This is a genomic window from Cyanobacterium stanieri LEGE 03274, assembly GCF_015207825.1.
Classification (GTDB): domain Bacteria; phylum Cyanobacteriota; class Cyanobacteriia; order Cyanobacteriales; family Cyanobacteriaceae; genus Cyanobacterium; species Cyanobacterium stanieri_B.
On the sequence record NZ_JADEWC010000001.1, the window covers coordinates 1 to 13344 of the forward strand.

14 protein-coding genes and 1 tRNA gene are annotated in these 13344 nt (G+C 37.9%); 12 read left to right on the forward strand and 3 right to left on the reverse strand.

The genetic code is table 11. The annotated features are described in order from the left end of the window. The first annotated feature begins 71 nt into the window (after nucleotides 1-71). From IQ215_RS00005 to IQ215_RS00015, 3 genes are read left to right on the forward strand one after another with little or no spacing between them, the layout of a single operon-like run. The gene (locus IQ215_RS00005; protein ID WP_193799275.1) at nucleotides 72-1265 is read left to right on the forward strand and encodes an ATP-grasp domain-containing protein; all 1194 of its coding nucleotides are present in this window, start codon (nucleotides 72-74) and stop codon (nucleotides 1263-1265) included. A 58-nt stretch (nucleotides 1266-1323) separates the two neighbouring features. Beyond that, the gene (locus IQ215_RS00010; protein ID WP_193799276.1) at nucleotides 1324-2046 is read left to right on the forward strand and encodes an FHA domain-containing protein; all 723 of its coding nucleotides are present in this window, start codon (nucleotides 1324-1326) and stop codon (nucleotides 2044-2046) included. Between the two features lie 59 nt (nucleotides 2047-2105). Further along, nucleotides 2106-2777 carry a COP23 domain-containing protein gene (locus IQ215_RS00015; protein WP_193799277.1) on the forward strand — a complete coding sequence of 224 codons (672 nt, stop codon included), beginning with the start codon at nucleotides 2106-2108 and terminating at the stop codon, nucleotides 2775-2777. Nucleotides 2778-2810: 33 nt separating this feature from the next. On the opposite strand, the gene IQ215_RS00020 is transcribed toward IQ215_RS00015, so the two are convergent. Beyond that, nucleotides 2811-2882 (reverse strand) — tRNA-Cys (locus IQ215_RS00020). A 57-nt stretch (nucleotides 2883-2939) separates the two neighbouring features. Here IQ215_RS00020 and IQ215_RS00025 point away from each other — a divergent pair. From IQ215_RS00025 to IQ215_RS00065, 9 genes are all read left to right on the forward strand, one after another. Next, nucleotides 2940-3419: a CYTH domain-containing protein gene (locus IQ215_RS00025; protein WP_193799278.1), complete on the forward strand. Its 480-nt coding sequence runs from the start codon at nucleotides 2940-2942 to the stop codon at nucleotides 3417-3419. Between the two features lie 92 nt (nucleotides 3420-3511). Further along, nucleotides 3512-3961, forward strand: coding sequence for a nucleoside-diphosphate kinase (ndk, locus tag IQ215_RS00030; RefSeq protein ID WP_193799279.1), 450 nt, complete (start codon nucleotides 3512-3514; stop codon nucleotides 3959-3961). A 151-nt stretch (nucleotides 3962-4112) separates the two neighbouring features. Then, nucleotides 4113-6245, forward strand: a complete 2133-nt coding sequence (gene glyS, locus IQ215_RS00035) for a glycine--tRNA ligase subunit beta (protein WP_193799280.1) — start codon at nucleotides 4113-4115, stop codon at nucleotides 6243-6245. Nucleotides 6246-6438: 193 nt separating this feature from the next. After that, complete coding sequence (locus tag IQ215_RS00040) at nucleotides 6439-7227, forward strand: HAD-IA family hydrolase (RefSeq protein ID WP_193799281.1); 789 nt, start codon at nucleotides 6439-6441, stop codon at nucleotides 7225-7227. Between the two features lie 199 nt (nucleotides 7228-7426). Then, nucleotides 7427-8533, forward strand: a complete 1107-nt coding sequence (locus tag IQ215_RS00045) for an ABC transporter ATP-binding protein (RefSeq protein WP_193799282.1) — start codon at nucleotides 7427-7429, stop codon at nucleotides 8531-8533. A 185-nt stretch (nucleotides 8534-8718) separates the two neighbouring features. Continuing rightward, nucleotides 8719-9993: an ABC transporter substrate-binding protein gene (locus IQ215_RS00050; RefSeq protein WP_193799283.1), complete on the forward strand. Its 1275-nt coding sequence runs from the start codon at nucleotides 8719-8721 to the stop codon at nucleotides 9991-9993. A 59-nt stretch (nucleotides 9994-10052) separates the two neighbouring features. After that, nucleotides 10053-10412, forward strand: coding sequence for a four helix bundle protein (locus IQ215_RS00055; RefSeq protein ID WP_193799284.1), 360 nt, complete (start codon nucleotides 10053-10055; stop codon nucleotides 10410-10412). Nucleotides 10413-10510: 98 nt separating this feature from the next. After that, nucleotides 10511-11482, forward strand: coding sequence for a carbohydrate ABC transporter permease (locus IQ215_RS00060; RefSeq protein ID WP_193799285.1), 972 nt, complete (start codon nucleotides 10511-10513; stop codon nucleotides 11480-11482). A 304-nt stretch (nucleotides 11483-11786) separates the two neighbouring features. Beyond that, complete coding sequence (locus tag IQ215_RS00065; protein WP_206688459.1) at nucleotides 11787-12635, forward strand: carbohydrate ABC transporter permease; 849 nt, start codon at nucleotides 11787-11789, stop codon at nucleotides 12633-12635. 37 nt (nucleotides 12636-12672) lie between these two features. Here IQ215_RS00065 and IQ215_RS00070 read toward each other — a convergent pair whose 3' ends face one another. Next, nucleotides 12673-13032: a DUF5615 family PIN-like protein gene (locus IQ215_RS00070; protein WP_193799287.1), complete on the reverse strand. Its 360-nt coding sequence runs from the start codon at nucleotides 13030-13032 to the stop codon at nucleotides 12673-12675. Beyond that, nucleotides 13032-13268, reverse strand: a complete 237-nt coding sequence (locus IQ215_RS00075; RefSeq protein ID WP_015221931.1) for a DUF433 domain-containing protein — start codon at nucleotides 13266-13268, stop codon at nucleotides 13032-13034. The genes IQ215_RS00070 and IQ215_RS00075 overlap by 1 nt, the downstream gene beginning before the upstream one ends. Between the last annotated feature and the right edge of the window lie 76 nt (nucleotides 13269-13344).

The window sequence follows — 13344 nt, forward strand, 5'->3', positions numbered from 1 at the left end:
AAGTAATACCATTGCAATTATTATCCCGAACAGAGGTTATATTGGTAATTGGGTCATCACCAAAGAATACAATGGATTTACTAGAATATCAAGCCAAAAAACTATTTAACCAAGTGGGTATCCCCGTATTACCTTCTCAACCTCTATCGAGCGCCAGTGAATTAAAAAATCTCCAAATTCCCTATCCCGTAGTCTTAAAATCCCAAGTGATGGCCAGTGGTAGAGCTAAATTAGGAGGTGTAAAGTTTGTTAATAATACCATAGATGCGATCGCTGCTTGTCAATCTATTTTTAGCCTCGCCATCGAAAAAGAATATCCGAAAGTAATTTTGGCCGAAAGCCGTTACAACGCCCAAAAAGAGATATTTTTGGCCATCATGCTTGATTATAAACTCAAAAAACCCGTCATATTTGGCTCAGGGCAAGGGGGAATCAACATCGAAGAATTATTAAACAACCTCGTTTATTGCCCCATAAAAGACGAATACTCACCCTTTTATGGTCGTCGTCTTGCCAAAAAAATGGGCTTACAAGGCAAAACCATCAACGCCGTTACTAACATTATCAATAAAATGTATCGGCTTTTTATAGACCAAGATTTAGATATGATTGAAATTAATCCCCTTGGTATTAACCATGATGGAGCCGTCATGGCCCTCGATGGTAAAATCAGAGTCAATGATTATGGGCTACTTCGTCATCCCGAACTATCGGAGTTAATTAAACCCATTCAAGATTCTAGCCCCCATCAATCTATTAACTATTCTCCTAATAACTCTCTTTTTTCTCAATTTAATATTAATACTCATCAAAAAACTGCCCTGATTTCTGCTAGTATAGATAAAGCTATTTTTAGCATAAATAATAGTCAAAATATTATCAGTAACGATACAATAAATACTTGCTTTATTCTTGAAAAGCCTTGTAATCAAATAACTTCAGAAGATATTAACGAAATATTTTATAAAATTATAAAATCAGAAACTATCAATAAAGTTTTAGTGGATTTACCCCTAGAATATCAATTTAATTATAGTTTAATTCAAGTAATTTCTAAACATTATCCTACGGATTTTTCCCACTGGTCAAACAAAAATGACGAAAGGGGCGATCGCCCCACAGGAACAAGATTTGAAATCAGAGAGTCTAACAAAAATAAGACCTCCTTTGCCCTCAGAAAAATAGACTGGATAATCAAAACCAAAGGAGACAAACTCAATAATCAAATTAACAATTTACCCATAACAATAATTAACATAATATGACGAAAATTTTCTTAAAATAAAAATATCCCCACTCCCCCTATTCCATAAGCAATAGTTTATGATACCCATTATTTGTCCGAAATGCGGATACAGTAACCAACAAGATAGCAAATTTTGTACCTTTTGTGGTCATGATGTAGAATTTCTTCGACCCCATATTGATAGTAATTTTAGCCTTAAGATGGCAGAAAAAGCATCTATGGAATTTCCAGAAGATGAAAGCCTTACCCAAATAAACAACCATGAGGACTTTTTTCCCTATGGAAAAGATGATTTCCTCAATTCATCAGAAGAAAACGAAGATGACATCCCCACCGTTGCTAATTGGAATATTCCCACAGAGTTAAACACCGCCATCGATGAAAACGATTCTAATCCCAGAACCATTATTGATGTAAGAGTGACCAATTCTGTTAATAAAACAACCCTTGTTTTAACTAACCCTGATACCGACAAAACTTTTATCTTTCCCCCAGATAAAAAAGCCATTTATTGTGGAAGATATAACGAAGATTTTGCCATTGATATAGATTTATCAAATTTACCCCATAGCGACATTGTATCTAGGGTTCATTTCATTATTCATATTGATTTTGAAACCTATTACATAGAAGATGCAGGAAGTTCTAACGGTACTTTTTTGAACAATGAGGAAGTAAAAAGTGGTCATATTCATCGTCAACAAATACACATTGGAGATGAAATTAAACTAGGGAAAACCACCCCCTTAAAACTCATATTTCAAGAAGTAGAAAACATTGTTTATTCTCCCTCAGAATAATTAATTAATCCGAATTATTTTAACTACTACTATTAATAATAGAAACAAAACATAGACCCATGAAAAACCAACTCATTGCATTAGCCATATTATCAGGATTAAGTCTGGGTAGTTTAAGTCAACATAACCCTGCCCAAGCCCAAAACCGTAACCTTTATCGTTGCGTCATGAAAAACGATGCCCCCACCACCGTAGTTGATACCCCCAGAGGGCGCATTGATTTGATTGTCTGGAAAAACGAACTTCCGGGCGGATGGTCTCCTGTGAGAAGATGTCAAGAAATTACCAAAAGATTTCAAACTTTTTCAGATCGTGGCGCTTTACGCTATGTTACCAGTGGTCGTCTCAATAATCAACCAGTGATTTGTGTGGCAGAGAATCGCCCAGGAGTAGGTATTAGTTGCCGAAATGATGGCTTACTATTAACCCTAGCTCAAAATGAAAATCCTCAAAGGGTTATGGAACAATTATTTGATATATCTGCAAGGGTGAGGGGAGGTAATCCTATTACCAGGAATATTCAAGAAAGAACTATATTAGCGGTGGATCGTTTTCTTGATGAAGTGGATATAGTAGAAGAAGGGGAAGATGTAGAGGTGATTGATATTACCGATGCTAGTGCCGATGAAATTTCCGATTTGATGGATGATGGGGAGACACCAAATCAACCCATGGTTAATCCTAGTCGTTGCTCTACTCCTACCCCAGAATTACAGCCCGTGGAGCAATAAAAACAACATGGAGTCGAAGTGAATGTAATTGTAAGGCGGCACCCAGATTCGAACTGGGGGATGAAGGTTTTGCAGACCTCTGCCTTACCACTTGGCTATGCCGCCGTTTTTTAGCCATTTATTATATTAACTTAAAGTTAGTGTAATATGCAAGGAGAAATTATGTCCATTGAAATTGAACGCAAGTTTTTAGTTAATAAGGAGCTTTGGCAACCTCCTGATGAGGGGGTGATTTATCAACAAGGTTATATTTACACTCAAAATGGTAGCACCGTTCGGGTAAGGGTTGCAGGAAATGTTGGTTTTCTTACCCTCAAGACGAAAACAAACGGTATGAGTCGATATGAGTTTGAATATCCGATTCCCTTGTTTGAAGCCCAAGAAATGTTAAGGATTATGTGCGATCGCCCCTTAATCGAAAAAAAACGTTATAAAATTAAAATCGAAGAACTAATTTGGGAAATAGACGAATTTTTTGGAGATAACCAAGGCTTATTGTTAGCAGAAGTAGAACTAAGCTCAGAAAATCAAACCATCTCACTACCCCCATGGATAGATCGAGAAGTAACAGGGGATTTACGCTACTATAACTCTAATCTGGTTAAAAATCCCTACAATAATGGTAAATGGATAAAGTCCTAAGCAGAAAATAATCCATAAAACCTATCAAAAGGTGCAACATCTAAGGTAATCTTTTTTAGGAAATAAAAATAAATTATTGCTAGGAGAATACCATGGAACGCACTTTTTTAATGATTAAACCCGACGGAGTACAACGCAACCTCGTAGGAGAAGTAATCAAACGTTTAGAAAATAAAGGATTTACCCTCGTTGGCTTAAAATTAATGGCCGTATCCCAAGAATTAGCCGAAAAACATTACGATGTCCATAAAGAGCGCCCCTTCTTTGGTAGCTTAGTAGAATTTATCGTATCTTCCCCCGTGGTTGCCATGGTATGGGAAGGAGAAGGGGTTGTCGCCTCTGCCCGTAAAATTATCGGTGCCACTGATCCTTTAAGTGCTGAACCTGGTACTATTAGAGGAGATTATGGAGTTAATATCGGTAGAAACCTCATCCATGGCTCAGATGCCATTGAAACTGCCCAAAGAGAAATCAGCCTTTGGTTTAAAGAAGAAGAACTTTGCTCCTGGCAAAACACCATGAAACCTTGGCTTTCTGAATAATATATCATTTCCCCTCTCAAAACGGAGGGGTTTACTATGATTTAAAATTTGCTTGAAACAATTATTAATTATCAATTCTTTGAACCATTGCCCATTGCCTATTCCCTATATAATTGTATGATTGATAATATTATGAGTAAATTGTTATAAGATGCCTGATTTTCTCTTAGAAATTGGAACAGAAGAATTACCCGCTAGTTTTGTGGACAGTGCGATCGCACAGTGGCAAGAAAAAATAAAAAATCATTTAGAATCAGAATATCTACAACCTGAAAAAATCAATATATATGGCACTCCTAGACGTTTAGCCGTATTAATAGAAGGCATCGGCGAAAAACAACCCGACAGAGAAGAAGAAATAAAAGGCCCCCCCGTCAGCGCCGCCTACAAAGATGGGCAACCCACCAAAGCATTAGAAGGTTTTACCCGTAAGCAAGGAGTAAGTATGGATGAGGTGGAAATCAAATCTACTCCTAAAGGGGATTTTATCTTTGTTAATAAAAAGTTTGTAGGGAAAAACAGCACAGAAATATTACAACAGTTAATCCCGCAATGGATAACGGGGTTAGAGGGTAGAAGGTTTATGCGTTGGGCGGATGGCGATTTGCGTTTTCCTCGCCCCATTCGTCATTTAGTAGCACTTTGGGATAATCAAATATTACCCCTCCAATTACCTAACGGTAACACAACTATTAAGGCAGGGCTAACCTCCACTGGGCATCGTATTTTACATCCTGAAAAAATAACCATCGAGACAGCCAAAGACTATAAAAAATCCCTAGAAAAAGCCTTTGTGCAAGTAGATGTCAATGAAAGATGTGAGTCTATCAAAAAACAAATTCAAGAAATAGCCCAAAAAGTAGGGGGTAAAGCGGAAATTTATCCCGACTTACTCGCCGAGGTTACCAACCTTGTGGAATATCCTACCGCTGTTTTAGGTAGTTTTGAACCAGAATTTTTGCAACTTCCCCCCGAAGTAATCACCACCGTCATGGTGACACATCAACGTTATTTCCCCATCAAAGACGAAAAAGGTGCATTATTACCCTACTTTATCACCATCGGTAACGGAGATCCCCAAAAGTCCGCCATCATCGCCACAGGTAATGCCAAGGTGATTAGGGCAAGACTGGCAGATGCTCAATTCTTCTATCAAGCCGATTGTGATGAGCATTTAGAAACCTATCTCCCCCAACTAGAAAACGTCACTTTCCAAGAAGACTTAGGCACTATGCACGATAAAGTTAATCGTATCATTGCCATCAGTCAACAAATTGCCGAACAATTAAACCTCGATGCCACTCAAAGGGCGGAAATTGAAAGCACAGCTTCTCTATGTAAGGCTGATTTAGTTACTCAGATGGTGTATGAATTTCCCGAATTACAGGGGGTTATGGGGGAAAAATATGCCCTCGTTAGTGGGGAGTCGGCAACCGTGGCTAAGGGGATTTTTGAGCATTATTTACCCCGTAATGCTGATGATATTATGCCCCACACCCTTAATGGACAAGTAGTGGGTATGGGCGATCGCCTCGACACCATTGTTAGTATAATTGGATTAGGCATGATACCATCGGGTTCTAGTGATCCTTTTGCCCTGAGAAGATCGGCTAATGGTATTATTAATATTGCATGGCATGGTAATTTGGGCATCAATTTAACTCAATTAATCGAACAAGCCTGTAACGATTTTTTAGCAGGACATAATCAAGAATCTCCTTTGCCAATTGTTACTGATTTCTTTTTACAACGGATTCAAACTTTGTTACAAGATGAATTAAATATTGACTATGATTTAGTTAATGCCGTCTTAGGTGAAGATGACCAAGAATACAAAGAACGTGCTTTAAATAGTGTCTTAGATATACGAAATCGTGCCTTATTTTTACAAGGAATTAGGAATAATGGTACTTTAGCAAATATTTACGAAACTGTAAATCGTTCCACAAAACTAGCTAAAAAAGGAACTTTAAATACCACAGAATTAGACCCCCATAATATTATTAAAACAGAATTATTTGAGTCTAATTCAGAACAAGAATTATACAATTCCCTAGAGAAATTATTACCCATTTCCCAAAAAGCAAAGGCGAATAGTGATTATCATTTGTTAACTAATGCCCTAGTAGAAATCGCCCCTACCATCAGTAACTTTTTTGATGGTGAAAATAGCGTTTTGGTAATGGCGGATGATGACAACATCAAACAAAATCGTCTTAATCTTCTTGGTTTATTACGTAATCACAGTCGTATTTTAGCTGATTTCGGTGCGATCGTTAAATAATTGATAATGGATAATTGAGAATTGATAGTTAGATAAATTTAAGTTTTTTTGCTTATTTTTTCCTTATCAAAATCAACACTTTCATTAACCATAAAAGTCCCCCTGGATTTAGGGGGCAAAATCCTTTTTAGACTAACTCGATTTTTCCCTATTTTTAGACTTCACTTTTTAGTAAAACTTCCTTGTAAAGATAATGAAACTTAAAGCACTTATATTCGATGTTGATGGTACTATAGCCGAAACTGAAAAAAATGGTCATAGAGTAGCCTTTAATCTCGCTTTTGATGAACTTAATTTACCTTGGCAATGGGATATAGATTTTTATGGTAAATTACTCAAAATTGGGGGAGGAAAAGAACGTTTTACCTATTATTTAAATAACTATCAAACAGATTTTCAATTACCTACTTCCCTTGATGAGTTTGTCTTAAATGTTCATAAAATAAAAAATCAATATTATGGCCAATTAGTACAAGATAAAACCATTAAATTGCGTACGGGGGTAGCAAGATTGATGAAAGAAGCCCATAAAAATAATGTGCACCTTGCGATCGCCTCTACATCGGCAGTAAAAAATGTAAAATCTTTACTAGATGGTACTTGTAGCCCCGAAATGATTTCATGGATTGAAGTTATAGCCGCAGGAGATATGGTAGAAAATAAAAAACCCGCCCCCGATATATACCAATTAGCCCTCAAAAAACTAAATCTTTCTCCCCATGAATGTGTAACCATCGAAGATACTAACCAAGGCTTAGTAGCGGCCACCAGAGCCAATATAAAAGCCATTATTACAGTTAATGACTATACCAAAGACGAAAATTTCGATTCTGCCATGGTGGTTTTAAATCATTTAGGCGACAAAAAAAATTATTGTAATGTTATTCAATATCAAGATGAAATATCGTCTTTAATTCCACAATTAGATAAAAAATATTTAACCATTGAATTAATAGAAAACATATTATCCTCTAATAAGTAAATATAAATAATTAATCCAAAACAATTATAACAGTTAAAACGTGAATAAAATTATGAAAAGTATATTTTATTGACTACTTTCTTGAAGTTCAACCATTAGCTAAAATGCAAAAAATAGCATACAACAATGTAGTTAAAAATTTGCACAGAATAGAAAATCAAGCTATGGTAGAAAAAAGAAGTAGTAATGTACAGTCAGTATGGCCAGTATAACTTTTGAAAATGTCAGTAAACAATTTGATAATTTTACTGCAGTTAAAAACTTAAATTTAAGCATCGATGACGGCGAATTTTTAGTCTTCGTCGGGCCTTCCGGATGTGGAAAAACAACATCTCTGCGTCTTTTAGCAGGGTTAGAAACCATTACATCAGGTCATCTATATTTAGACGATCGCATCGTAAACAAATTACCACCAAAAGAGCGTAACATCGCCATGGTGTTTCAATCCTACGCGCTCTATCCTCATCTGAGTGTATATGAAAATATGGCATTTAGTCTGCAATTGCAGGGTAAAAGTAAAAGTGCCATCCGCCGTAGGGTAGAAACCGCAGCCGATCAATTGGGTATTGCCCATTTGCTAGAACGTAAGCCCAAAGAGCTTTCTGGAGGACAAAGGCAGAGGGTGGCAGTGGGAAGGGCGATCGTCCGTGAACCATCAGTATTTTTGATGGATGAACCCCTATCGAACCTCGATGCAAAATTGAGGGTTCAAGCAAGGACAGAAATCTGTAAACTCCATGCAAAACTCCAAACCACCTTTGTTTATGTAACCCATGATCAAGTAGAAGCCATGACCATGGGAACGAGAATTGCGGTGATGAATCATGGTATTCTCCAACAGATAGACAGCCCCGAAAATCTTTACAATTATCCTCAAAATGTGTTTGTCGCTGGATTTATTGGTAGTCCGGCGATGAATTTTTTTAAGGTAAATTTAATTAGAAAAGAGGCTCAATTATTTTTAGAAAATGAAGACTTTTCCCTGCCTATCCCTCAATCTTTGACAGCAAAGTATGAACAATATCCTCAAAAAGAATATATCTTCGGTATTCGCCCCGAAAATATCCACGATCCCCAATATGAGGTAGCCGATATTATGCCCATTCCCGTCCAAGCTGAAGTTACACTAAGGGAAATGATGGGTAATGAAATCATCCTTTATCTTAATACTGTGGGTGGTGAAGAATTTGTGGCAAGGGTTGATCCACGATCGCCCCTAAAAGCAGGAGATAAAATTAATCTCACTTTTGATATGAGTCATATTCACTTATTTGACACCGAAACTGAGGTTAATATCACTTTGTAACAATTAACAATTGACAATGGACAATTGACAATTAATTGTAGTTCAAAATATTTTCTACCGATATTAAACAATCCCTAATATATTTTTTCAAAAATTATTTTATAAATTAATTGAAAAACTTTTAATTCACTCCCCCCCGAATTCGCGGGGGGATAGGGAGGATCCAAACACTATCCAAAAATGTTATGAAAATCTCGAAAATAACTCAGAAAATAATTATTTTTCTCAGTTTAATCTGCCTAACCGTGGCCTGTACCGTAAACGGGGATGATGAACCTCCAGAAGTAAGACTAATGGGAGTAATCATCGGCGAACAACAGGAAAAACTAGAACAAGCCCTAGAACCCTTTGAGCAGGAAACAGGTATTAACGTAGTTTACGAAGGAACAGACGCTTTCGCCACCCTCCTCCCCATCCGAGTAGATGGAGGTAATCCCCCAGACATCGCCATGTTTCCCCAACCTGGACTAATGAGAGACTTTGCCAGAGAAGGAGAATTAATCCCCCTCGAAACTTTCATGTCCTTAGAAAATTTAATTGATGCCTACGGAGAAGATTGGGTAGGCTTAGGAGAAGTAGATGGAAATGTATATGGTTTATGGTATCGAGCTTCAGTTAAAAGTTTAGTCTGGTATCCCCCGAGCAGTTTTGCCGAAAATGGTTACACTATCCCCGAAACATGGGAAGAAATGATTACCCTTTCCGATCAAATCGTAGCCGAAGGCAAAAGACCATGGTGTTTAGGTATTGAAAGTGGTGATGCCACAGGGTGGGTTGGCACTGACTGGGTAGAAGATATTTTATTACGCAATATTGGTGCTGAAAATTACGATCAATGGGTAGATAATGAAATACCATTTAATGATCCTAGGGTGGAAGAAGCCTTTGAAAAATTCGGAGAAATTGCCCTCAACGAAGAATATGTCAGGGGAGGAAGAATTGGCGTACTTAGTACCCCTTTTGGTGATTCCATTAACCCTATGTTTGAACAACCACCCCGTTGTTATCTCCATCGTCAGGCAAACTTTATCGCCTCTTTTTTCCCCGATGATGTCACCTTGGGGGAGGATGTGGCGATTTTTCCCTTACCCCCCATCGAGCCCGAACAGGGGCAACCCATCCTAGTCGCGGGAGATGCCTTTGCCATGTTTAATGATACCCCCGAAGCAAGGCAGTTGATGGAGTATTTAGCCTCTAAAGTTCCCCATGAGATATGGGCAGGGTTAGGAGGTTTTATTAGTCCTCAGAGACAGGTTAGCCTAGATGTCTATCCTGATGAACTTACCCGTCAAGTGGCGGAGATTTTGCAGTCTGCCGATGTAGTGCGTTTTGATGGTTCGGATATGATGCCCGGTGCCGTGGGTACGGGTACTTTTTGGACTGGAATGGTGGACTATCTAGGGGGCGCTGATTTGGATGGGGTTTTGGATTATATCGAGAATAGTTTTCCTGAAATTTAAAAAGAGGGAACGGGGAACAGGGAATAGGGAACAGTATTTTATTTAAAGAGGGTAAGTTGATGAAGGAAATTACTGATTTTAAAGACTTAAGGATTTGGCAAAAAGGCATGGATATTGCCAAAGAATGTTATTTTCTCACCAAAAAATTTCCTCAAGATGAGCTATATGGCATGGTTCAACAAATTAGAAGATCTGCATCTTCTATCCCTGCAAACATTGCAGAGGGATATGGAAGAAGAACAACGGGAGAATATAGGCGTTTTTTGAGTATTGCACAAGGTTCTGTCAATGAATTACAGACTCATCTACTTCTGGCTAAGGCAGTGGGTTTATGTGATTCTTCCGATATAGAACTTTTGATCAATGAGTTGGAGTACGAAAATCGAATGATTATTACTCTCATAAAAAAACTATCTTAAATATTCCCTGTTCCCTACCTCCTGCTTAAATTTTTCCTGTTCCCCGTTCCCCATTCCCTGTTCCCTACCTTAACCAAAAATTTTATTTATAATTACTTATGCTACAACGATTATTCACTGTTATTGTCGCAATCCTCCTCGGTTGTGGGGGGGTTATTGCCATATTTTATGCCCTTAATTATGCGGTCAATTTATTACCACAAAAGTGGCGATCGCCCGTACTGCCATGGGTATATCTAGCCCCTGCTATTTTAGTATTGGGAGGCTTTTTGGTATTACCCACCATCAATACTTTTTATCTGAGCTTTTTTGATCGCAGGTCAGAAAATTTCGTTTTCTTGGACAACTACATCTTTTCCTTTACCGATAGAACAATGTTAATTGCCTTTCGCAATAATATTCTTTGGTTGGTATTGGTAACGGGGGTTAGTGTTGCCTTGGGTTTGGTGTTGGCGGTATTGATGGATAAAGTCAGGTACGAAAAATGGACTAAGGCATTAATCTTTTTACCCATGGCTATCTCTTTCGTGGGGGCGAGTGTGATTTGGCGTTTTATCTATGCTTATCGCCCCGCCGATGAAGCCCAAATTGGTTTATTAAATGCTATCATCACTTCCCTAGGATTTGAGCCTGTGGGATGGCTAGTGGAGCAAAGTGTTAATAATTTCGCCCTCATCGCCATTATGATTTGGTTACAAACGGGGTTTGCCTTAGTAATTTTATCAGCGGCGGTAAAGGGTATCCCTAAAGATGTCATCGAGGCGGCAAAAATGGATGGTGCCAATGAATGGCAGATTTTTTGGAAAATCATTGTACCTATGATTAGTTCTACTATTACGGTGGTAGCTACTACGGTGGTTATTTTGGTGTTGAAGGTATTTGACATCGTTTTTGTGATGACAGGGGGCAACCAAGGCACGGAGGTAATCGCTAGTCGCATGATCAAAGAAACCTATAACTATCGTAATGTGGGGGTTGGCAGTGCGATCGCCGTTATTCTTTTACTTGCCATTATTCCCGTGATGGTAACGAATATTAAACGATTTAAAGAACAAGAAAGGCTCAGATAATTAATGGACAATGGACAATTGACAATTCACATAATGAAGGTTGCAGGTGTCAGGTGTCAGGTTGCAGGTTGTAAAAGACAAGAGATTTTCAATTTACTTTCTTAGTCTTGATTTTCCACACCCCATCTCCTCATCACCCCATCTCCAAGCTATTGCCCATTGCCTATTCCCTAGTAAAAACACCATTGCCCATTGCCTATTCCCCATTGCCTTCCCTCAAAAAACACTATTCCCCGTTCCCCGTTCCCTATGTAGTAACACCTAAATATTAGCTATCATGAAAAGAAGAAAGAAAAAAAACAAAATGCAGAAATTTTGGGAAAAAACTCCCGTTCATATTACCCTAGTAGTAATTTCCCTTATTTGGACATTACCCAGTATTGGTTTATTAATTAGCTCTTTTCGCTATCAAGATGACCTATTGAGGACTGGTTGGTGGACAGTATTCCAACATCCCTTCGACTTTACTCAGTATCATTTGGGGAACTATATTACTGTACTAACCGCTGAGGGTATGGGAGATGCTTTTTTGAATAGTTTAACCATCTCTATCCCCGCTACTATCATCCCCATTGCGATCGCCTGTTTTGCCGCCTATGCCTTCGCTTGGATGAAATTTCCTGGGCGACAACTCCTGTTTATTATCGTCGTTGCCTTATTGGTAGTACCTCTACAAATGACCCTAATTCCCATTCTCAACGCCTATCGAGTATTTGGCATCTCAGGCTCTTTTCTGGGGGTATGGTTAGCCCACACAGCCTATGGAATGCCCTTGGGTATATATCTACTGAGAAACTATATCGGTGCATTGCCTAAGGATTTAATTGAAGCGGCGGCGGTGGATGGTGCATCCCATTTGAAAATTTTTACCAAGATTATTGTACCTCTTTCAACCCCTGCGATCGCCTCTTTTGCCGTATTCCAATTCCTCTGGGTATGGAATGATTTATTAGTTGCCCTCGTCTATCTGGGAGGTACTCCCGATGTTGCCCCCGTTACCATCCAATTAAGCAATATGATAGGCTCTCGTGGTCAAGACTGGCACATTCTCACCGCTGGGGCATTTATCAGTATGATTATTCCTTTACTGGTATTCTTTGCCCTTCAGAAATACTTTGTCCGAGGTTTGTTGGCAGGTTCAGTCAAATCTTAGTAGTGTTTTAGTATTTTATTGTGAGGAGCTTTTCGCCCTACTGAAATTCAAATTTAGTTATATTTTCCGTATCATCAATCAAAACGACTCCTAAAGCAACATCATTAATTAATCCACTAACTTTTTGTATCAAAGGTAATATATGCTTAGGATTAGTGCTACTTGTATTTAAAACAATCACTTTCAAAGAGCTATTACTTAAATTTTGCTGATACGGTAAATTTTTATCGGCGGTGATAAAAACATCAAAAGGGTGATTTTCTGCTAAATTAATAATCTCCTTATCTTTTAAGCCACGCCATCCCATATCATTGATGTTATAAACTTCATAACCTTGATTAAGAAATGGTTGTTTTAATTTTTTACTTAAAAGATTTTCGTCCAATAATATAATCATTAAGCACAAAGCTCTTTTTCAATCATTAACCTAGTGATACATTCCAAAACTTTCATAGTTTGAGTTTTTAAGTATGGAAAATCATCTAAGAATTCTATTAATCCCCCCTCTTCTTGCATATAGTCAAATAATGTTTGCAAAGGTACACGAGTACCAATAAAAACTGGTGTACCACTCATGATTTCAGGATCTGAATGTATAATTTTTTGACTTTCTAATAATTGCTTTAAAGTCATATCTTTTTATTTATGGGGTGTGGTTTCATTTTCCTATTTTACAATTAGAACTTTAATAATCAAACTTCAAAAAACT